General features: G+C 74.4%; 17 protein-coding genes. 8 read left to right on the top strand and 9 right to left on the bottom strand.

Annotation, left to right across the window (positions count from 1 at the left end; all coding sequences use genetic code 11):
* Nucleotides 1–72 precede the first annotated feature (72 nt).
* Nucleotides 73–969, top strand: a complete 897-nt coding sequence (locus ANAEK_RS01140; protein ID WP_012524309.1) for a transposase — start codon at nt 73–75, stop codon at nt 967–969.
* Nucleotides 970–1,338: 369 nt separating this feature from the next.
* On the opposite strand, the gene nifJ is transcribed toward ANAEK_RS01140, so the two are convergent.
* Nucleotides 1,339–4,941: a pyruvate:ferredoxin (flavodoxin) oxidoreductase gene (gene nifJ, locus ANAEK_RS01135; protein WP_012524308.1), complete on the bottom strand. Its 3,603-nt coding sequence runs from the start codon at nt 4,939–4,941 to the stop codon at nt 1,339–1,341.
* A gap of 268 nt (nt 4,942–5,209) precedes the next feature.
* Here nifJ and ANAEK_RS01130 point away from each other — a divergent pair, with 268 nt between their 5' ends.
* The 3 genes from ANAEK_RS01130 (at nt 5,210) to ANAEK_RS01120 (ending at nt 8,095) form a co-directional block, all read left to right on the top strand.
* Nucleotides 5,210–6,271, top strand: a complete 1,062-nt coding sequence (locus tag ANAEK_RS01130) for a serine/threonine-protein kinase (protein ID WP_012524307.1) — start codon at nt 5,210–5,212, stop codon at nt 6,269–6,271.
* A gap of 68 nt (nt 6,272–6,339) precedes the next feature.
* On the top strand, nt 6,340–7,218 hold the full coding sequence (locus tag ANAEK_RS01125) for a DMT family transporter (protein ID WP_232288333.1): 879 nt from the start codon (nt 6,340–6,342) through the stop codon (nt 7,216–7,218).
* A 109-nt stretch (nt 7,219–7,327) separates the two neighbouring features.
* Nucleotides 7,328–8,095, top strand: a complete 768-nt coding sequence (locus tag ANAEK_RS01120) for a bifunctional 2-polyprenyl-6-hydroxyphenol methylase/3-demethylubiquinol 3-O-methyltransferase UbiG (RefSeq protein ID WP_012524305.1) — start codon at nt 7,328–7,330, stop codon at nt 8,093–8,095.
* Here the strand turns inward: ANAEK_RS01120 and rsfS are convergent.
* The 4 genes from rsfS to ANAEK_RS01100 form a co-directional block, all read right to left on the bottom strand.
* Nucleotides 8,092–8,688 (bottom strand): ribosome silencing factor, encoded by a 597-nt coding sequence (gene rsfS / locus ANAEK_RS22955; protein ID WP_012524304.1) that lies wholly within the window; start codon nt 8,686–8,688, stop codon nt 8,092–8,094. The two genes, ANAEK_RS01120 and rsfS, sit on opposite strands and share 4 nt — an antisense overlap.
* Before the next feature lie 13 nt (nt 8,689–8,701).
* A complete protein-coding gene (locus tag ANAEK_RS01110) occupies nt 8,702–9,985 on the bottom strand; it encodes a glutamate-5-semialdehyde dehydrogenase (RefSeq protein WP_012524303.1) in 1,284 nt (427 codons plus the stop codon).
* Between the two features lie 2 nt (nt 9,986–9,987).
* On the bottom strand, nt 9,988–11,127 hold the full coding sequence (gene proB / locus ANAEK_RS01105) for a glutamate 5-kinase (RefSeq protein ID WP_232288332.1): 1,140 nt from the start codon (nt 11,125–11,127) through the stop codon (nt 9,988–9,990).
* A 77-nt stretch (nt 11,128–11,204) separates the two neighbouring features.
* A complete protein-coding gene (locus ANAEK_RS01100; RefSeq protein WP_012524301.1) occupies nt 11,205–11,984 on the bottom strand; it encodes a hypothetical protein in 780 nt (259 codons plus the stop codon).
* Between the two features lie 193 nt (nt 11,985–12,177).
* Here ANAEK_RS01100 and ANAEK_RS01095 point away from each other — a divergent pair, with 193 nt between their 5' ends.
* Complete coding sequence (locus ANAEK_RS01095; RefSeq protein ID WP_012524300.1) at nt 12,178–13,047, top strand: M48 family metallopeptidase; 870 nt, start codon at nt 12,178–12,180, stop codon at nt 13,045–13,047.
* Nucleotides 13,048–13,053: 6 nt separating this feature from the next.
* Here the strand turns inward: ANAEK_RS01095 and ANAEK_RS01090 are convergent, their stop codons facing one another.
* The 4 genes from ANAEK_RS01090 to ANAEK_RS01075 all read right to left on the bottom strand — a co-directional run bounded on the left by ANAEK_RS01090 (nt 13,054) and on the right by ANAEK_RS01075 (nt 15,922).
* Nucleotides 13,054–13,662, bottom strand: a complete 609-nt coding sequence (locus ANAEK_RS01090) for a LysE family translocator (RefSeq protein WP_012524299.1) — start codon at nt 13,660–13,662, stop codon at nt 13,054–13,056.
* 7 nt (nt 13,663–13,669) lie between these two features.
* Nucleotides 13,670–14,188, bottom strand: coding sequence for an exonuclease (locus ANAEK_RS01085; protein ID WP_012524298.1), 519 nt, complete (start codon nt 14,186–14,188; stop codon nt 13,670–13,672).
* Between the two features lie 2 nt (nt 14,189–14,190).
* The gene (locus ANAEK_RS01080) at nt 14,191–15,438 is read right to left on the bottom strand and encodes an MFS transporter (RefSeq protein WP_012524297.1); all 1,248 of its coding nucleotides are present in this window, start codon (nt 15,436–15,438) and stop codon (nt 14,191–14,193) included.
* Nucleotides 15,439–15,631: 193 nt separating this feature from the next.
* Nucleotides 15,632–15,922, bottom strand: coding sequence for a hypothetical protein (locus ANAEK_RS01075; protein WP_012524296.1), 291 nt, complete (start codon nt 15,920–15,922; stop codon nt 15,632–15,634).
* Nucleotides 15,923–16,227: 305 nt separating this feature from the next.
* Here ANAEK_RS01075 and ANAEK_RS01070 point away from each other — a divergent pair, with 305 nt between their 5' ends.
* The 3 genes from ANAEK_RS01070 (at nt 16,228) to ANAEK_RS01060 (ending at nt 19,470) form a co-directional block, all read left to right on the top strand.
* Nucleotides 16,228–16,503, top strand: coding sequence for an STAS domain-containing protein (locus ANAEK_RS01070; protein WP_012524295.1), 276 nt, complete (start codon nt 16,228–16,230; stop codon nt 16,501–16,503).
* Nucleotides 16,504–16,625: 122 nt separating this feature from the next.
* Complete coding sequence (gene hflX / locus ANAEK_RS01065) at nt 16,626–18,449, top strand: GTPase HflX (RefSeq protein ID WP_012524294.1); 1,824 nt, start codon at nt 16,626–16,628, stop codon at nt 18,447–18,449.
* A 43-nt stretch (nt 18,450–18,492) separates the two neighbouring features.
* A complete protein-coding gene (locus ANAEK_RS01060; protein ID WP_012524293.1) occupies nt 18,493–19,470 on the top strand; it encodes a hypothetical protein in 978 nt (325 codons plus the stop codon).
* The last annotated feature ends 22 nt before the right edge of the window (nt 19,471–19,492 follow it).

The following is a 19,492-nucleotide window of genomic DNA, read 5'->3' as shown; positions in this document are numbered from 1 at the left end:
CCCGCCCGTATGGCTTCGCCCAAGGATCACGGGGCCGGGCGCGCGGCACGCCGCCTGCCTTGCGCACGCGCCATGACCGCTCCGCGTCAGGTCCTCCCGGGCGTCACGTACCTCGTGACGCGCCGCTGCTTTCAGCGCATGTTCCTGCTCCGCCCGTCGCCCGCGACGAACGCGATCTTCCTGTACGTGCTCGCCGTCGCTGCGCGACGGTACGGGATCCTGGTGCACGCGTTCTGCGTGATGTCGAACCACTTCCACCTGGTCGTCACCGACGTGAACGCGCGCCTGCCGGAGTTCGAGCAGTACCTGAACGCCCTCGTCGCCCGCGCGGTGAACGCCTCGCTCGGCCGCTGGGAGTCGTTCTGGGCGCCGGGCAGCTACAGCGCCGTGGCGCTCTCGTCGCCGCAGGACGTGCTCGAGAAGGTCGCGTACGTCCTCACGAACCCGGTGAAGGCCGGGCTGGTCGCCTCCGCCGAGGAGTGGCCAGGGCTCTGGTCGGCGCCGGAGTCGATCGGCGCGGGCGCGCTACGCGTGACGCGACCGGATCGGTTCTTCCGCCGGAGCGGTCCGATGCCGGAAGTCGCCGAGCTCGCGCTCGTGCCGCCGCCTGGGTTCGAGTCTGCGGATGCGTTCCGCACGTTCCTCGTCGACGCGATCGCCGCCCGCGAGCGCGAGGTCGCCCAGGCGCACGCGCTGGCCGGGACCGGGTTCCTGGGCGCGCGGCGGGTGCTCGCGCAGCGGCCCACGGCCCGCCCGCCGACCCCGCCGCCGATGCGCGGCCTCCGCCCGCGGGTGGCGGCGCGGGACCGCTGGAAGCGGATCGAGGCGATCGGACGCCTGGTCGGGTTCCTGCGCGCGTACCGGGAGGCTTGGCGCGCGCGACGCGCCGGGCGCTCCGGCGTGATCTTCCCGGCCGGCACGTACCTGCTGCGCGTCCTGCACAGCGTTCCCTGCGCCAGCTTCGGCTGAGCGCCCGCCCTCGTCCCCGTCCGCGCGCTCAGGCGCGGACCGCGGGCTTGGCGAGCGGCGACCGCCAGGGGAGATCGGAGCCGCTGATGTGCTGACGGCGCCAGCTTCCCCGCGACGTTCACGCGCTGGCGAGGAGCGCCGTTCACTCGGTCGCGCTCGAGCCGTCGCGTCTCGCGATGCGGCCACGAGGTGAAGCGCGCGCTCCGCCCGTCTCGCGCCCCGCCCCGGCGTGCGGTTCGCCCGCATCGGCACCTCCTCGGCACCGACGAAGGCGTCCGGGCGGCCCCCGAAACGATACGGCCCGGTCCGCGCATGGCGGACCGGGCCGTCTTCATCTCCGTTCCCGGCGCAATGACTCCGGGTCAGGGGTCAGGCGCGCGGCTTGCCGTTCCCCCCGGCGGCGCCGGGGACGAGGTTGACCGGGTTCATCGCCTTCGCGAGCTGCTCGTACAGTGCGTACTTCTCCCGGACGTCCTTCTGCGCCTGCTCCAGCATCCTCGCGAACGCCTGCGGGTTCGCCTGCTCCACCTGCCGGAACCGCGTCTCGCCCTCGGTGAACCGCGCCAGCTCGATCTTCGGCGCGGCGCTGTCCAGCTTCAGCGGGCTGTCGCCGGCGGCGACGCGGCGCGGGTCGTACCGGAACAGCGGCCAGTACCCGGAGTCCACCGCCTTCTCCTGCTGCCCGAGCGCCTCGCTCATCTCGTAGCCGTGCGCGATGCAGTGCGCGTACGCCACGATCACCGAGGTCCCGGTGTAGCTGTCCGCCTCCTTGAACGCGGCGATGGTCTGCGCGTCCTTCGCGCCCATCGCCACCCGCGCGACGTACGGGTGCCCGTAGCTCATCGCGAGCATGGCGAGATCCTTCTTGGGAAGGTTCTTGCCGGCCACCGCGAACTTCGCCGCGGCGCCCATCGGCGTCGCCTTCGACGCCTGGCCGCCGGTGTTCGAGTACACCTCGGTGTCGAGCACCAGGATGTTCACGTCGCGTCCCTGCGCGATGACGTGGTCCAGGCCGCCGTACCCGATGTCGTACGCCCACCCGTCGCCGCCGACGATCCAGACGCTCTTGCGCACCAGGTAGTCCGCGATGCGGAGCAGCCAGCGCGCCTCGAGCCCGTCCATCATCTGCAGCTTCGCCTTCAGCTCCGCCACCCGGGCCCGCTGCTTCTCGATCCCGGTCTCGTCGGACTGGTCGGCCTTCAGCAGCTCGTCCACCAGCGCGTCGCCGAGCTTCGGCCCGAGCACGGCGAGCAGCTCGCGGGCCTGCTCGGCCTGCTTGTCGATCGCGAGCCGCATGCCGAAGCCGAACTCGGCGTTGTCCTCGAACAGCGAGTTCGCCCAGGCCGGCCCGCGCCCCTCGCAGTTCTGCGTGTACGGGGTGGTCGGGAGGTTGCCGCCGAAGATCGACGAGCAGCCGGTGGCGTTCGCGATGACGGCGCGGTCGCCGTACAGCTGGGTGAGGAGCTTCAGGTACGGGGTCTCGCCGCAGCCGGTGCAGGCGCCGGAGAACTCGAACAGCGGCTCGAGGAACTGCGTCCCCTTCACGTCGAGCTTCACCTTCTTGCGGTCGGCGTCGGGGATGGAGAGGAAGAACTCGAAGTTCGCCCGCTCCTTCTCCTTCAGCGGCATGGCCTCGGCCATGTTGATGGCCTTCTTGCCCTTCTCGGTCTTCGACTCCGCCGGGCAGATCTCGACGCACAGCGTGCAGCCGGTGCAGTCGTCGGGCGCCACCTGGAGCGAGTACTTCGCCCCCTTCACGTCGGCGCTCTTGTAGTCCATCGCCAGGAAGCCCTTCGGCGCGCTCCCGAGCGCCTCGGCGCCGTAGAACTTCGGCCGGATGGCCGCGTGCGGGCAGATGAGCGCGCACTTGTTGCACTGGATGCAGAGGCTCGGCTCCCACACCGGGATCTCGAGCGCGATCGACCGCTTCTCCCACTTCGACGTGCCGGTGGGCCAGGTGCCGTCCACCGGGAACGCCGACACCGGGAGCTGGTCGCCCTTGCCCGCGAGCATGAGCGCGGTGACGCGCTTCACGAAGTCGGGCGCGGCCTCCGAGACCGTGGGCGGGCGCGGCGCGCCGGTGGCGGCGCGGCCCTCCACCTTCACCTGGTACAGGTGCGCGAGGGTGTGGTCCACCGCGGCGAAGTTCTTCTGCACCACCTCGGCGCCCTTGCGCGCGTACGTCTTCTCGATGGTCTTCTTGATGTGGCCGATGGCCTCGTCGCGCGGCAGGACGCCGGAGATCGCGAAGAAGCACGTCTGCATGATGGTGTTGATGCGCACCCCCATGCCCGTGTCGCGCGCGACCTTGTACGCGTCGATGACGTACAGCCTCAGCCCCTTCGTCAGGATCTGCTCCTGGACCTCGCGCGGGAGGTGGCCCCACACCTCGTCCGGCCCGTAGGGCGAGTTGAGGAGCAGCGTCGCGCCGGGCACCGTCATCTCGGCCATCTCGTACTTCTCGAGGAAGCCGAACTGGTGGCAGGCGACGAAGTTCGCCTTCTCGATGAGGTAGGCGGAGTGGATGGGGCGCGGCCCGAAGCGCAGGTGGCTGATGGTCACCGACCCGGACTTCTTCGAGTCGTAGACGAAGTAGCCCTGCGCGAAGTTGGGCGTGTCCTCGCCGATGATCTTGATGGAGTTCTTGTTCGCGCCGACGGTGCCGTCCGCGCCCAGGCCGAAGAACAGCGCCCGGACCACGTCCTTGCCCTCGGTGTCGAAGGTCGGGTCGGGCCGGAGCGACAGGTGGGTGACGTCGTCGTTGATGCCCACCGTGAAGTGCCGCTTCGGGCGCGCGTTCAGGAGCTCGTCCAGCGCCGCCTTGACCTGGCCGGGCGTGAACTCCTTCGAGGAGAGGCCGTAGCGCCCGCCGATGACCGTGATCTGGTGGTGGAACCGGTCGATGTGCGCCTGCTCCGCCTCCCGGAGCGCCGTGACCACGTCCTGGTAGAGCGGCTCGCCGAGCGCGCCCGGCTCCTTGGTGCGGTCGAGCACCGCCAGCGCCTGCACGGTGCGGGGCAGCGCGGTCATGAACGCGCCCAGGTCGAACGGCCGGTAGAGCCGGACCTTCAGCAGGCCGACCTTCTCGCCGCGCGCGATCAGGTGCTCGACGGTCTCCTGCGCGGTGTCGCAGGCCGAGCCCATCGCCACCACCACGCGCTCCGCCTCGGGGTGCCCGAAGTACTCGAACAGCTTGTACTTGCGGCCGGTGAGCTTCCCGAAGTGGTCCATCGCCGCCTGCACGTGCCCGGCGGCGTCGAGGTAGTACGGGTTGCAGGCCTCGCGCGCCTGGAAGAACGCGTCGGGGTTCTGCGCGCTGCCGCGGAGCGTGGGCCGGTCCGGGGTGAGGGCGCGGGCGCGGTGCGCCGCCACCAGCTCCTCCGGGATCATGGCGCGCAGGTCGTCGTCGGTGAGCTCCTCGATCTTCGCCACCTCGTGCGAGGTGCGGAAGCCGTCGAAGAAGTGCAGGAACGGCACGCGCGACAGCAGCGTGGCGCGGTGCGCGATGGCCGCCATGTCGTGGGCCTCCTGCACCGAGGCCGAGGAGAGCAGCCCGAAGCCGGTCTGGCGCACCGCCATGACGTCGGAGTGATCGCCGAAGATCGACAGCGCGTGGGTCGCGACCGCGCGCGCGCTCACGTGCATGCAGAACGCGGTCAGCTCGCCCGCGATCTTGTACATGTTCGGGATCATGAGCAGCAGGCCCTGCGACGCCGTGAAGGTCGTCGTGAGCGAGCCCGCCTGCAGCGCGCCGTGGACCGCGCCGGCGGCGCCGCCCTCCGACTGCATCTCCGCCACGCTGGGCACCGTGCCCCACACGTTCTTGCGGCCCTTCGCCGACCACTCGTCCGCCCACTCCCCCATGTTCGAGGACGGGGTGATCGGGTAGATGGCGATGACCTCGCTGACCCGGTGGGCCACGGAGGCGACGGCCTCGTTGCCGTCCATCGTCACCATTCGCCTGCTCGCCATTTTGCGTCCTCCGGTGAGGGCGCCACGGCCGCCACGGGCCGCGGCGCAAAGCTTGCGGAATTGACGAGAATCAAGGGGGAACGTGCAACTCCCGATCCTTCCTGCGAGGCCGCGGCGAAACCGGATCGGAGCCGCGAAGTGTAGCAGATCGACCCTCCGCCCTGACAACCCGCCGCAGCACGACGCGCTTCCCCGGCGCGATTTCTGCGCGCAAGGCGCGGGCTGCGCATTGAGTGGGATAGGCGGAACGGGTCATCCTCCGCGACCTATGGTGAGGAAGGTCGGGACGAGCCGGATCGTCCGCGAGATCGGCCGCGGCGGGATGGGCGTGGTGTACGAGGCGTTCCAGGAAGGCCTGGAGCGGCCCGTCGCCGTGAAGGCGCTCGACCAGAAGCTCGTCCGCTCCAGCGAGGTCGTCGAGCGCTTCCGCCGCGAGGGCCGCGCCTACGCGCAGCTCCGCCACGAGGCCATCGTGGCGGTGCACGATCTGGTGGAGAAGGACGATCAGCTCTACCTCGTCACCGATCTCGTGGACGGCGCCGACCTGGCGCGCGTCCTCGCGCAGGGCGGCGCGCTGCCCGCCGACTGCGTGGCGGTGATCGGCGCGCGGCTCGCCGAGGCGCTCGACTACGTGCACTGGAGCGGGCTGCTGCACCGCGACGTGAAGCCGGCGAACGTCATGATCTCCCGGCTGGGCGAGGTGAAGCTGATGGACTTCGGCATCGCCAAGGGCGCCGAGGATCCCTCGCTCACGCGGGTGGGGATGCTGGTGGGCAGCCCGTCGTACATGGCGCCGGAGGTGCTGGCCGGCGACGAGGGCGGGCCCGCGGCGGACGTGTGGGCGCTCGGCGTGACGCTCTACGAGCTGGTCTGCGGGGAGAAGCCGTTCCGCGGCGCGAACGCGGACGAGCTGTTCCGGCTGGTGCGGCGCGGCCGCTTCCGCCGGGTCCGCTCGCTCGCCCCCGGCTGCCCGGCGCGGGTGGCCGCCGCCATCGAGCGCTGCCTGGCGCGCACGCCGGAGCGGCGCTGGAAGAGCGCCGGCGCGCTGGCGCGCCACCTCGACGCGTTCGCGGCGAAGAAGCTCGCCAGGCTCCACCCGCGCGCGCGCCTGGTGGCGCTGCTCGCGAACCGCGGCTTCGCCACCGAGGAGGTGGCGCTCTCGCGCATGGACGTGGCCACGCTGAACGCGACCCGCCTCGCCGACGAGAAGGGCACCGCCACGGTGGCCGAGTTCCCGGTGCGCCGCCGCCGCCGCGCCACCGCGCTGCAGGCCGCGCTCGCGCTCGCCGCCGCCGCCGCGGTGTGGCTCGCGCCGCTCACCCTCCCCTGACGAGCGCCCCGCCCGGCCGCGCGGACGGCTCCCCGTCCGCCCCGGCTTCGCCTACCATGCGCCCCGCCGTGCGCACCCGCATCGTCGCCACCTACCTCGCCGTCGCCGCGCTGTGGGGCTCGACCTGGATGGCCATCCGGATCGGCCTCGAGGACCTGCCGCCGCTCCGCTTCGCGGGCGTGCGGATGGCCATCGCGGCGCTGGTGCTCGCGCCGTTCGCGCTGCGCGGGGGCGCCTGGCGCGAGGTGGTGGGGCCGGCGCGGGCACAGCTCGCGCTCGTCGCCGTGCTGCAGATCGCGCTCCCCTACGGCCTCATGTTCGTGGCGCAGCAGTGGGTCCCGTCCGGCCTGGCCGCGGTGCTGTTCGCGTCCTTCCCGGTCTGGATCGCGCTGCTGGCGCGCGCGCTCGCGCCGGACGAGTCGCTCACGCCGGCGCGCGTCGCCTCGGCGCTGCTCGGGATCGCGGGCGTGGCCGTGCTGCAGCTCCCGCACCTCGGCGACCTGGAGGGCTCGGGGCGGCTCCTGCTGGGCGGCGCGCTGGTGGTGCTGTCCTCGATGATCGTCGCGCTCGCGAACGTGCTGGTGCGCCGCCACCTGGCCGCGGTCTCGCCGCTCGCCATGACCGCCGGCCAGACCGCGTTCGGCGCGGCGCTCCTGCTGGCGGCGGCGGGGCTGCTGGAGCACGGGCGCCCGGCGGCGTTCACCCCGAGCGCCATCGCGGCGCTCGCGTGGCTGGCGGTGTTCGGCACCGCGCTCACCTACGTGGGCCTCTACTGGCTGGTGCCGCGCGTCCCCATGGCGGCGATCGGCGCGCTGCCGCTGCTCGACACCACGGTGGCGGTGACGCTGGGCGCGCTCGTGCTCCACGAGCCGGTGGGCTGGAACCTGGCGCTCGGGGGCGGGATGGTGCTCGCCGCCGCCGCGCTCACCATCCCGCGCCGCCGCTGACGGCCACGTCGGAGGCGGACCTGCGCGGAGGTTGCGCCCGTCCCGGCGCGCGCCAACGTTGCTGGCCCGGGCGGCCGTCTCCACGGGTCGCCCCCGGAGGTGCCGATCGGTGCTCCGCCAGGCCTTCTCGTTCTGCGCCGAGCTGATCGGCGGCCGCCCTCCCGAGCCCGGCGACGGGTTCCGCGACGAGCTCGCGTTCTGGGATCGCGAGCTCTCCGGCCGCGGCGAGTACGCGGAGGACATCCGGCGCCGCTCCACCCCGGCGCTCATGACGCTCGTCTACCCGCACTACCTCGAGCCCCTCCTCGAGGAGCTCCGCGCCCGGACCGGCGCGCCGCCGCGCGTCCTAGACGCCGGCTCCGGGCCGCTCTCGATGTGGGCCGACGGGGCCGAGCAGGGCCGGATCGCGCTCACCTGCTCGGACGCGCTGGCGGACGGCTACCGGGAGCTGCTCGCCCGGCACGGGCTCCACCCCCGCTACCCGCTGGTGCAGTGCGGCGGCGAGGCGCTCTCGGGGCGCTTCGGCGAGGCCGCGTTCGACCTCGCCTGGATGCACAACGCGCTCGACCACACGCAGGATCCCGGCGCGGTGATGCGCGAGCTCGTCCGCGTGCTCGCGCCCGGCGGATACCTGGTCGTGCAGGGGTGGTGCCGCGAGGGCACCGCCGAGCGGTTCATCGGGCTCCACCGGCACGACCTGTGGGTCGAGCCGCCGGGCCGGCTGATGCTGCGCACCCGCTCCCCGGGCCGGCGGCGGCTCTCCGCGCCGGTGGCGCTGTGCGACGGGCTCGGCCTCGAGCTCCTCGAGGCCTCGGCGCCCTCGCGGACGCCGCGGACCTGGATGAAGCTCGTGTGGCGGAAGCCCGCCGCGGCCTAGGCCTCGACCGCCACCCGCGGCGCGTCGGCCCAGAGCCCCTCGAGATCGTAGAAGCCGCGGGCCTCGCGGCCCATCACGTGGGCCACCACGTCGCCGTAGTCCACCAGGATCCAGCGCCCGCCCTGGTAGCCCTCCACGCCGACCTTCGTGACGCCCTGCGCCTTCATGGTCTGCTCGACGTGATCGGCGATGGCGCTCGCCTGCCGGTCGGAGTCGGCGGTCATGAGCACGAAGTAGTCGGCGTAGCTGGTGAGCCCGCGCACGTCGAGGACGGTGACGTCCTCGGCCTTCTTGTCGAGCGCGGCCGCCGCGATCGCCATGGCGGTGGGGCGCGCCGGGTCGGGGCGGTCGGCCGCCGGGCGGGCCGGCGCGGGCGCCTCGATGGCGGCGGCGGCCGGCGCGGCGGCGCGGGGCGGCCGGCGGGCGCGGAGGACGCGCTCCTTGGGCGCGCCCTTCTTGCCCGGCGCCTTCGCCGGGCCGCCCTTCTTCTTCCCGGGCGCCTTCATGGGCGGCCCGCGGCGCGCGGGCGCGCGCTTCGAGGGGGTCTTCTTCGCGAACGGCTTCTTGCCGGCTGCCTTCTTCTTCGTCGCCATCAGGTTCCTCTCGCTACCGCACGTGCCCTTCGCCCTCGACCAGGAACTTCTGGGTGGTGAGCTCGGCGAGCCCCATGGGCCCGAACGCGTGGAGCTTGGTGGTGGAGATGCCGATCTCGGCGCCGAGCCCCAGCTCGCCGCCGTCGTTGAAGCGGGTGGACGCGTTGACCATCACCGCGCTCGCGTCCACCTCGCGCTGGAAGCGCCGCGCGCTGGCGAGATCGCGGGTGACGATCGCCTCCGTGTGGAGCGAGCCGTAGCGCGCGATGTGGTCGAGCGCGCCGTCGAGATCCGCGACCACCCGCACGGCCAGGATCCTGTCCAGGAACTCCTTGCCGAAGTCGTCCGGGCGGGCGGGCACCGCCGCCACCCCGGCGCGCTTCAGGATGGTGAGCGCGGTGGGATCGCAGCGCAGCTCCACCCCGGCGTCGGCGAGCGCGCGCCCCACCGGCGGCAGGAGCTTGCCGGCGGCGCCGCGGTGCACGAGCAGGCACTCGGTCGCGTTGCACACGCCGGGGCGCTGCACCTTGCCGTTCAGCGCGAGGTCCACCGCCTGCTGCGGCGGGGCGGACGCGTCGAGGTACAGGTGGCACACGCCCTGGTAGTGCTTCAGCACCGGCACCCGGGACCGCTCCGCGACGGCGCGGATGAGCGACGGCCCGCCGCGCGGGATGGCGAGGTCGATGAGGTCGTCGAGCGCGAGCAGCTCGTAGGTGGCCTCGCGATCCGGGGTGGGCACCACCTGCGCGCTGGCGGCGGGCAGCCCGGCCTTCTCGAGCCCTTCCGCGAACGCCGCGGCGAGCGCGAGCGACGAGCGGAGCGCGTCGGAGCCGGGGCGGAGGATGGCCGCGTTGCCGCTCTTCAGGCACAGCGCGGCCGCGTCCACGGTCACGTTGGGCCGGGCCTCGTACACCATCAGCACCACGCCGAGCGGGATGCGGACCTTGCGGATCTCGAGGCCGTTCGGCCGGCGCCAGCTCGCGGTCACCTCACCCACCGGATCGCGCAGCCCGGCGATCTCGTGCAGCGCCGCGGCGATGCCGGCGAGCCGCTTCGGGTCGAGCTTCAGGCGGTCGAGGTAGGCGGCGTTCTGCCCGGCCGCGCGGGCCGCGGCGACGTCGCGCGCGTTCTCGGAGAGGATCCGCTTCTCGCGGCGGCCGATGGCCTCGGCGGCGGCGCGCAGCGCGGCGTCCTTGCGGCGGGGGTCGGCGTGCGAGAGGGCCCGGGCGGCCTCGCGCGAGGCCTCCGCCAGCGTCCGCATCTCGGCGGCGAGGCCCAGCGACTTCTCCTTGCGCATGCTCACTCCCGGCCGGTCTCGAGGACCACCAGGTCGTTCCGGTGGACGATCTCGTCGAGGTACTTATACCCGAGCGCGCGCTCGATCTCGCCGGTCTTCAGCCCGGCGATGCGGCGGACCTCGTCGGCGCCGTAGCCCGCCAGGCCCCGCGCGAAGGGGCGGGCCGGGTCCACCGCGACGTCCACCGGGTCCCCGACCCCGAACTGGCCCTGCACCCCCCGGACGCCGCTCGGCAAGAGGCTCCGCCCCTGCTCCACCAGCGCGCGCCGCGCCCCCGCGTCCACCAGGATGACGCCCTTGCCGCGCGCGGCCGCGGCGAGCCAGCCCTGGCGCGAGCTGAGCCGGTGAACCCCGGGCGCGAACACGGTGCCGACCGGCTCGCCGGCGAGCAGCGCCGGGAGCGCGCGCGCGCGCCGCCCGGACAGGAGCGCGGTGACGACGCCCTGCGCGCCGAGCCGCCGCGCCGCCTTCACCTTGGTGATCATCCCGCCCACGCTGCGCTCGCTCCCCGCCCCGCCCGCGCTCCGCTCGATCTCGGCGGTGACCCGCGGCACGTCGCGCAGCAGCCGCGCCCCGGGCTCGGCGGGGTTCCGGTCGTAGAGCCCGTCCACGTCGGTGAGCATCGCGACCGCGTCGGCCTCCACGCAGCCCGCCACCAGCGCGGCGAGCGTGTCGTTGTCGCCGACCTTGATCTCGTCCACCGCCACGGTGTCGTTCTCGTTCACCACCGGCACCGCGCCCGCGTCGAGCAGCCGCTCGAACGTGCGGCGCGCGTTGAGGAAGCGCTTGCGGCTGGCGAGGTCGTCGGCGGTGAGCAGCACCTGGGCGGTGACGAGCCCGTGGCGGCCCAGCGCCTCGCCCCAGGCGGCCATGAGGTGCGGCTGGCCGGCGGCGGCGCAGGCCTGCTTGGTGGGGATGTCCCAGGGCTTGCCGCGGCTGCGCGCGAGGCCGAGCCGCTCGGCGCCGAGCGCCACCGCGCCGGAGGAGACGAGCACCACCTTCCGGCCGCGCGCCACCTCGGCCAGCTCGGAGGCGAGCCGCGCGCAGTTGTCGCGATCGAACCGGCCGGCGCGGTCGGTGAGCGTGCCGGTGCCGACCTTGACCACGAGCCGCTTCACGCGGCGGAGGGCGCTTCGGGACATGGGGAGCGGCATTGTAGACGCAAACCGCGCGTCGATCGCGGCGGGGATCGCGCGGGGGCGCGATCCGGCGCGCCGCCTCACGGCAGCTTGTAGGCCACCGACGCGGCGATGGGCACGAGCCGCGGCCCGGCCGCGGCCGAGAGCTGCATGTAGACGAAGTACGCGAAGGCGGCGTTGTCCACCTTCTGCGCGGCGACGTCCTGGGTGGACACCACCCGCACCTCGTCGGCGGCCTCCTTCGTCACGAGCGCCGCCATGGCGGTGTCGTCGGAGCGGTACAGGTACGCGGCGCCGTCGATCCTGGCGTCGCTGTCCCAGAACACGAACGAGAAGCCGGTCACCACCGCGCCGTCGGGCAGGTCCACCGGGACCACCAGGAAGTCGTCCTCGCCGGCGGACTGGTAGCGCCCCACGCCGCCCGGCACGCTGAGCTGGGTGGTGGCGGTGGTGGAGACGCGCGGGAGGCCGGCGAGCGACGACACCGAGACCACGCCGCGGGGGAAGCGCTGGCACACCACGGTGCCGTCCTGGCCGACCACGCGGATGGCGGAGCCGGGCGCGCAGGTGCCGGTGATGCGGGCCTGCTTGGTGGCGAGCACCTCGGCCTGCTTCACGATCTCCGCGGAGTGGAGCTCGAGCGCGCCCGAGACCTCGGCCGGCATCCGGTCGAAGGTGAGCCGGCCGGTCTGGATGCGCGCCGCGTCGATGGGCGCGCCGCCCGGGTACTCGCTGGAGAGCGGCGGCGGCGCGGGCGCGGCGGACGCCTCGGCGGCGCCGCGCAGGAACCCGAGCCCGAACACCCCCGCGGCCACCACCGCGAAGGCGGTCGAGAGGACCGCGACCCGCGTGCGCGACATGGTGACGCCCCCCTGCGTGAAGGATCGACCGTCCGCTTGTACCGCGAGGGAGCGGCGGGCTTCAAATCCGGGGACCGCGGGACGCGGCCGGGCCCGCCCGGCGCCCCGGGCCGATCAGGCTTCGCGCCGCACCCCCGTGCGGACGATGACCCCGCCCCGGACCGGCGCTAGAAGCGCGGCGGAGGGAACCGGCATGCACCGACCGTCTCGCACCCCGCTCGCCGCGCTCGCGGTCCTGGCGCTCGCCGCCGCCTGCACCGGCAAGCAGCGCGTCGCCACCGAGACCCGGCTCGCCTCGGTGCTCATCCCCACCGAGCAGGAGAAGCAGCTCGGACTGCAGGTGAAGGAGCAGCTCGAGACGAAGGAGCACGTCCAGTACCTCGAGGACCCGGCGGTGAACGCCTACGTCCAGGGCGTCACCGGCAAGATCCTGGCGAGCGCGAAGAAGGACCGGCCGGACGTGGACTGGTCGGTGAAGGTCATCAACGACCCGAAGACCGTGAACGCGTTCGCGACCCCGGGCGGCTTCCTCTACGTCTACTCCGGCCTGCTGCTCGCCGCCGACGACACCGCCGAGGTGGCCGGCGTGCTCGGGCACGAGGCGGGGCACGTGGTGGCGCGCCACTCGGCCCGCCAGATGGTGAACGCCATGGGGCTCGAGACGGTGATGGGCATCGCGCTCGGGAAGAACCCCAACGGCGCGGCGCAGCTCGCGGCGGGGCTGGCCGGCAAGGGCGCGCTGCTCGCGTACGGCCGCGCCGACGAGAGCGAGGCGGACGAGTACGGGGCCCGCTACGCGGCCGCGGCCGGCTACGATCCCCACGGCATCGCCACGTTCTTCCAGAAGCTGGAGAAGGGCGAGGGCAAGCAGCCGGGCTGGACCACCTACCTCTCGACCCACCCGGCCACGCCGGACCGGATCGAGAAGGTCGATCGCTACATCGCGGAGCACCACCTGACCGGCACGGGCGGGCGGGGCGGCGCGGAGCTGGCGAAGGTGAAGGAGCGGCTGAAGGCGATCCCGCCGCCGCCCGCGCCGCCGGCGCAGGGCGCGGGCAGGTAGCGTGGCCTACGCGCGCGGGCCGGACAGCCCCTTCGCCACCTGCCACAGGCCGAACGCGAGCAGCGCCAGCCCGGAGATCGCGGTGAGCGCGCGCTGGGTGCGCGGGCCGAGCCGGCCCAGGCCGCCCGCCGCGGCCACCAGCCCGGCGTTGCCGCCGACGAGGAACGCGTAGAAGCCGGCCAGGAACCCGCCTGCGTCCGCCGGGCCGTCCCGCCAGGCGGCCGCGAGCACCGGGCCGCCCACCGCGCTCCAGAAGATCCAGGCGTTCGGGTTGGTGAAGTTGAGCAGCACCGCGCGCCAGAAGCCCCGCGGCGGCGCCTTCGCCTCGGGCGCGGCGAGCGGGGCCCGGAGCCCGCGCAGCGCCGAGAGCGCCAGCCACAGCACCACCGCGCCGCCGGCGAGCTGCAGCGCCCGGAGCAGGCCCGCCGGCACCTGCGCGAGCGCCACCAGCACCGCCGCGATCACCGGCGGATCCGAGGTGAGCGGCACGAGCACCACCGGCAGCGTGCGGACCGCGCCGTTCCGGAGCGACTGCGCGAGCAGGTAGGCCTGGTACGGCCCGGGCTGGGCGGCGGCGGAGAGGCCGAGCAGGGCGCCCTGGGCGAACAGCGTCACCGGGCGCTCACTTCAGGTTCAGCTTCAGGCCCATGTCCACGAGCTGGAGCAGCACCCCGGCGTTCGCCTTCGCGTCGTTCACCGGGTCGTGGTCGTGCGCGGTGGGGCGGAGGTGCTTCCACTGAGCGTGACCGTCCTTCACCATCCCGCAGTAGAGGTCGCCGATGCGCCGGCCGCTCCAGCCGAACGGGTTCCGGCCCAGGTACGTGTGGAAGTACCAGTTCATCCACTGCCAGTCGAAGGAGAGGTTGTCCGAGAACAGCACCGGCTTCCCCTTCGTCGTCTCCTGGATCCAGCGCTCGAACGCCGCCATCACCTCGCCCGGCTCGCCGAAGCGCAGGTGCTGCTCGCGGGTGACGGCCGAGATCGCGAGCGCCTCCGGGAGCCACAGGTCGGAGATGGGCCGGACCTCGCCGCGGAAGGTGCGCGACAGCCCCGGCTCCACCCGCACCGCGCCGAACGACACCATGGAGTACTTGCCCGGGATGGGCCCGTCCGCCTCCACGTCCACCACGTAGGCCGACATGGCTAGTCCGCCTCGACGTAGTCGAGGTCCACCCCGAACGTCTCGCGCAGGCCGAACGCGGACACGAGCGCGAGCCCGAACCAGAGCGCGCTCACCGCCGCCGCCGCGCCCACCAGGCCGAGGTGCGGGCGGGCCCACTGGAAGGAGAGCGTGCACACCGGGACCAGGCCCCGCACGAAGTTGGGCACGGTGGTCGCCACCGTCGCCCGCAGGTTGGTGCCGAACTGCTCGGCCGCCACGGTGACGAAGATGGCCCAGTAGCCGCCGGCGATGCCGAGCAGGCCGCAGGCGCCGAGGAACAGGGCCGGCGAGGCGCCGCGGCCGGCCACGAAGTAGAAGACGTTGGCGGCGGCGAGCAGCGCCACGAACAGGAGCACCACCTTCCGCCGGCTCCGCCACGCCTGCGAGAGGAACCCGCTCGACAGGTCGCCCAGCACCAGGCCGCCGTAGAAGAACATCACCGCGTCGCCGGCGGTCACCGGGCCGGTCACGCCGAGCGTGCGCCCGAACTCCGGCGCGAGCGCGACCAGGATCGCGTTCGAGCACCAGATCGGCACGCCGATCAGGATCGAGGACAGGTAGCGGCGGAAGCGCTCGCCCCCGCGGAAGACCGCCAGGAAGTCGCCCCGCCTCACGGCGGTGTGGCGCAGCGCCTGGAACATCCCCGACTCGCTCACCTTGATGCGCAGGACCAGCAGCAGCAGCCCCAGCCCGCCGCCCACCCAGTAGGCCACGCGCCAGTCGAGCGTCTTCGCCACCACGTTCCCGACGATCGCGCCGGACACGCCCACCGAGGCGACCAGCATGGTGCCGTAGCCGCGCAGGCGGGCCGGCAGGATCTCCGCCACCAGCGTCACCCCCGCCCCGAGCTCGCCGGCGAGGCCCAGCCCGGCCACGAAGCGGAGCGCCTTGTAGGTGGCGAGGTCGTGCACGAACCCGTTCGCGATGGTGGCGATCGAGTAGAGCGTGATGGAGCCGAACAGGATGTGGAGCCGGCCCAGCTTGTCGCCCACGATCCCGAAGACGATGCCGCCGAGCAGCATCCCCACCATCTGCCAGTTCAGGACGGACAGCCCCTCCGACACGAGCGCGTCGCCGGAGACGCCGATCGCGGTGAGGCTGGGGATCCGGACGATGTTGAAGAGGATGAGGTCGTAGATGTCGACGAAGTAGCCGAGGGCGGCCACGACCACGGCCGCGTTCAAGACGGTGCCGGCGCCCGCGCGGGCGCTCTGTGCGGGGGAGTCCATCGGTGCGGCGATATGACCACGCCGGAGCCCTCCCGTCGAGGCGTGCGCCGCCGGCGCGGGCCGCGCAATCGGCGCGCGCCTGCCCGCTCCGCGCGCAGGGATCGCGCGCGAGGGAGGCGCGCCGGCGGGACATCCGCGTCAGGCCACCGGCCCGCCGGTGTCGGATTTCCGGCGCCGGGCTGCCGCGGCCGGATCAGGCGACGCGGCGCGGCGGGCGCGGATCGACCGGCGCGGGCGCGGGCTGCAGCCCGTCGCCGCGGGCGAGGCGGCCGGCCCAGATCCCCAGCCCGACCACGGGCGCGAGCAGGATCACGACGAGCGGGAACTCCACCAGCGCCGCCACGAGCGCGGTCATGCCGGCGGCGGTGGCGACGAACAGGAGGGCCATCGTCCAGGCGATGCGATCGACGAGGAGGTGGCGGAAGGAGCGGCGCCGGAGGTGCACGACGCCGTCGGCGCGACGGCGGACGATGAACCGGTTCATGGCGGTCTCCAGGCTTTGCAGATCCCGGACCACGGTGAGGCCCGGTGAGCATGGCCCCGCCCCGGCCGCCCCCGCATCCTCCTGGCAGGGGATGGGGCGCCGCCCGGTCCGGCGGCGCGGGAGGCTCCGCTGTGGGCGGCGCGCCCCTGCACCGATCGCGTGAGATCCCGTCCGCGCCCGCCGCGGCCTCGCCTCCGGTGCGTCATCATGCCGTCACCGCGAGTTTGCGGATCGTGCGGGCGGGCGCGGATAATCCTGGGGCAGCGACGGTGGCGCCGTCCGTGCGCCGCCCGGGGGACACAGCCATGGAACTGGCCATCGCGCTCGATGCGAACGCCATCCGCATGGACGGGGTGCTCGACGTGCCGACGGCCCGGCGGCTCGCGGCCCAGCTCGCCATCGCCCCGGCCGGCTCGCTCGTCCGGATCGACCTCACCCACGTGCGCGAGCTGCACGACTTCGGCCTGGCGGTGCTGGCGCAGGCGCTCTCCGCCCGCGGGATCCGCGTCTCCTTCCGCGGCCTCGGCCAGCACCAGCTCCGGCTGCTGCGCTACCTCGGCCTGGACGCGGTCGCCGCGTAGCGGGCCGGGCACCCCGGCGGCGGCGCTCCCGCCCCGGGTGGCCGACCCCGCGCGGTCGGCCCCTCGCCCGCCGCAGATCGCGTCGATCCGGCGGCGGCGCCGCGATAGACTCCCCGCAACGAATGCAAGAAGTCCACGGCAACACCCTCGGCCTCAAGCCCTCGCAGCTCCACGCCCTCCGCCGCACCTACCGCCGCCGCGTCGACGCGCAGTCGATCGTGACGCCCGAGCTGGCGCGCCACCTCGCCGAGGTCTCCCGCGAGACCAACCGGCAGGTCGGCGTGCTCCTCGACCGCAAGGGTGACGTGCAGGCGGTGGTGGTCGGCGACGCCCGCAAGCTCGACCTCCCGGACGTCGGCCGCGGCCGCGCCGGCGAGAGCCGACTCCGCGGCCTGCGGCTCGTGCACACGCACCTGAACGGCGAGCCGCTCACCCGCGACGACCACACCGACCTGGCGCTGCTCCGGCTCGACCTCGTGGCGGCCATCGAGGTGCGCGAGGACGGCCTGCCGGGGCGGGTGCACTACGCCCACCTGCTGCCGGAGAACCCGCAGGGCGCCATGTGGAAGGACGAGGAGGCGCCCACCGTCCACGACCTCGCCTACGACGCGCTCTCCGGCGCGCTCGCGCTCGAGGACGAGTTCGCCCGGGCGCGCGCGGCGCGCCGCACCGGCGGCCGGGAGCGCGCCATCCTGGTGGGGTTCGGCGGCAAGGGGCGCGGGCGCGCCGAGGCGGAGGCCTCGCTCGAGGAGCTGAAGGAGCTGGCCCGCACCGCAGGCGTGGAGGTGCTGGAGGCGACGCTGCAGCTCCGGCGTGACCCGGACCCGCGCTACCTCATCGGCAAGGGGAAGCTCGAGGACATCGTCCTGCGCTCCATGCAGCGCATGGCCACGGTGATCGTGTTCGACGCCGAGCTGTCGCCGTCGCAGGCGCGCCACATCGCCGAGGCCACCAGCCTCAAGATCCTCGACCGCACCCAGCTCATCCTCGACATCTTCGCGCAGCGGGCCCAGTCGGCCGACGGCAAGCTGCAGGTCGAGCTCGCGCAGCTGAAGTACCTGTACCCGCGGCTGGTGGGGCGCGACGACTCTCTCTCGCGCCTCGCCGGCGGCATCGGCGGGCGCGGGCCCGGCGAGACGAAGCTCGAGATCGACCGCCGCCGGGTGCGCGACCGGATCACCGCGCTGGAGCGGCGCATCGAGGCGCTCGGCGCCGACCGCCACCTGCGCCGCAAGCAGCGGAACGCCCGCGGCCTGCCGGTGCTCTCCATCGTCGGCTACACCAACGCCGGCAAGTCCACCCTGCTCAACGCGCTCACCGACTCGGCGGTGCTCGCCGAGGACAAGCTGTTCGCGACGCTCGACCCCACCAGCCGCCGGCTGCGCTTCCCGCGCGACCGCGAGGTGATCATCACCGACACGGTGGGCTTCATCCGCGACCTGCCGCCCGACCTCGTGAACGCGTTCCGGGCCACGCTGGAGGAGCTCGGCGACGCCGACCTGCTGCTGCACGTGGTGGACGCATCGGACCCGCGGCAGGACGAGCAGATCGCGGCGGTGGAGGAGATCCTGCGCGGCCTCGGCCTCGACGGGAAGCGCCGCCTCCTCGTGCTCAACAAGGTCGATCGCCTCCCGCCGGAGACGCGGGCCGCCCTCGCGCAGCGGCGCGACGCGGCGGCGGTGTCCGCGGTCACCCGGGCAGGCCTGGCCGGGCTGCTCTCGCGCTGCGAGCAGCTGCTCTGGACCGACGGCCGGGTGGCGCTCGGCGACGTGATCGCGGCCCCCGCCGGCGAGGAGGGCGCGGGCGCCGCCGAGCCCCTCGCGGACGTGGCCGCGCCCGAGCCGCTCGCCCCCGAGCCGCCCGCGCCCGCCGCCGCCTCCGTGCCGGGCCCCGGCGAGCCGGGCCCGCCGCGGCTGCTCCCGTCCTCGCTGCGCCGCGTCTCGTGAGGCGCCCCCCGGGCCGCCGGATCTCGTGAGAGGATGCCCCGCCATGCGCCGCGCCCCGCTCGCCCTGTGCCTCGTCGCCCTCGCCTGCTCCCGCAGCGACCCGGAGGCGCGCGCGCGCGTGCTCGGGCGCGAGGACCGGCCGCACGAGCCCGCCCCCGCCGCGTTCGACCCGGAGCACCCGGAGGCCGCGCTGGCGCTCGACGCCGACGAGGCGGCGCGCCGGCTGGGCGCGTTCGACTGGACCGCGGCGGCCGAGTGGACCGTCGCCGCGCCCGGCGACGAGGCGCGGCAGGTGCACGTGACCGAGCACCACCAGCTCCGCCAGTCCGCCACCGGCGAGTTCGAGGTGCGCGCCGAGATCGACCCCGGCCTCGGCCCCGGCTCGTCCGGCGGAAAGCAGGTGATCTGGACGGGCGGGACGACCTACGCCCGCGCGCTGCCCGCGCCGTTCCGGGAGCGCCCCACCGACCGCGGCCGCGACGCCCGCCGCTTCCGCGACGACAGCTTCCGGCTGGCCGGCACCGTGGCCGCGCTGGTCGGCCCGGCGCTCCGGCTCGAGCCCGCCGGCGAGGCGCGCCTGCTCGGCCGCGCCGCGCGCCGCTACCGCCTCTCGCTCGCGCCCCCCGCGCCCGGCGTCAAGCCGCCGGCCCCGCAGCCGCCGCCGCCGGGGACGCCCGCGCCCGACCCCGACACCGCCCGGCGCCTCGGGTTCCTGCAGGGTCGCGTGCCGGTCGCCGCGGACGGCGAGCTGCTCGCCGACGCCGAGACCGGGGTGCCGCTGCGCGTCCGGCTCTCCGGCGCCTTCGAGGTGCCGAACGCACCCGGCGTGAAGGCGCGGATCGAGCTGCTCGCGGAGGTGAAGGCGCTCGGCGCGGCGGTCGGGGCGGTGACCGCGCCCGCGGGCGCGCTGCCCGACGAGCGCAAGCCGGCCGGCCCGTCCACCGCGCTCGAGGCCGCCGGCCTGAAGAAGCGCGGCGAGGAGCCGGCGCGGCCCGGCGAGCCCGCCGACGAGGGCGAGTAGCGTCGGCGCGTGCCGCGCCCCA

Source organism: Anaeromyxobacter sp. K (assembly GCF_000020805.1).
Lineage (GTDB): Bacteria > Myxococcota > Myxococcia > Myxococcales > Anaeromyxobacteraceae > Anaeromyxobacter > Anaeromyxobacter dehalogenans.
The sequence above is the reverse complement of the archived record's forward strand: the minus strand, read 5'-3'. Positions and strand labels throughout refer to the sequence as shown.

Bases quoted from the DNA above. Each gene is read 5' to 3' on its own strand.
- ANAEK_RS01060 (WP_012524293.1), top strand. From the start codon at position 18,493: ATGCGCCGCGCCCCGCTCGCCCTGTGCCTCGTCGCCCTCGCCTGCTCC.
- ANAEK_RS01130 (WP_012524307.1), top strand. From the start codon at position 5,210: ATGGTGAGGAAGGTCGGGACGAGCCGGATCGTCCGCGAGATCGGCCGC.
- ANAEK_RS01085 (WP_012524298.1), bottom strand. From the start codon at position 14,188: ATGTCGGCCTACGTGGTGGACGTGGAGGCGGACGGGCCCATCCCGGGC.
- ANAEK_RS01100 (WP_012524301.1), bottom strand. From the start codon at position 11,984: ATGTCGCGCACGCGGGTCGCGGTCCTCTCGACCGCCTTCGCGGTGGTG.
- ANAEK_RS01075 (WP_012524296.1), bottom strand. From the start codon at position 15,922: ATGAACCGGTTCATCGTCCGCCGTCGCGCCGACGGCGTCGTGCACCTC.
- nifJ (WP_012524308.1), bottom strand. From the start codon at position 4,941: ATGGCGAGCAGGCGAATGGTGACGATGGACGGCAACGAGGCCGTCGCC.
- ANAEK_RS01080 (WP_012524297.1), bottom strand. From the start codon at position 15,438: ATGGACTCCCCCGCACAGAGCGCCCGCGCGGGCGCCGGCACCGTCTTG.
- hflX (WP_012524294.1), top strand. From the start codon at position 16,626: ATGCAAGAAGTCCACGGCAACACCCTCGGCCTCAAGCCCTCGCAGCTC.
- ANAEK_RS01140 (WP_012524309.1), top strand. From the start codon at position 73: ATGACCGCTCCGCGTCAGGTCCTCCCGGGCGTCACGTACCTCGTGACG.
- ANAEK_RS01095 (WP_012524300.1), top strand. From the start codon at position 12,178: ATGCACCGACCGTCTCGCACCCCGCTCGCCGCGCTCGCGGTCCTGGCG.
- ANAEK_RS01070 (WP_012524295.1), top strand. From the start codon at position 16,228: ATGGAACTGGCCATCGCGCTCGATGCGAACGCCATCCGCATGGACGGG.
- proB (WP_232288332.1), bottom strand. From the start codon at position 11,127: ATGTCCCGAAGCGCCCTCCGCCGCGTGAAGCGGCTCGTGGTCAAGGTC.
- rsfS (WP_012524304.1), bottom strand. From the start codon at position 8,688: ATGGCGACGAAGAAGAAGGCAGCCGGCAAGAAGCCGTTCGCGAAGAAG.
- ANAEK_RS01110 (WP_012524303.1), bottom strand. From the start codon at position 9,985: ATGCGCAAGGAGAAGTCGCTGGGCCTCGCCGCCGAGATGCGGACGCTG.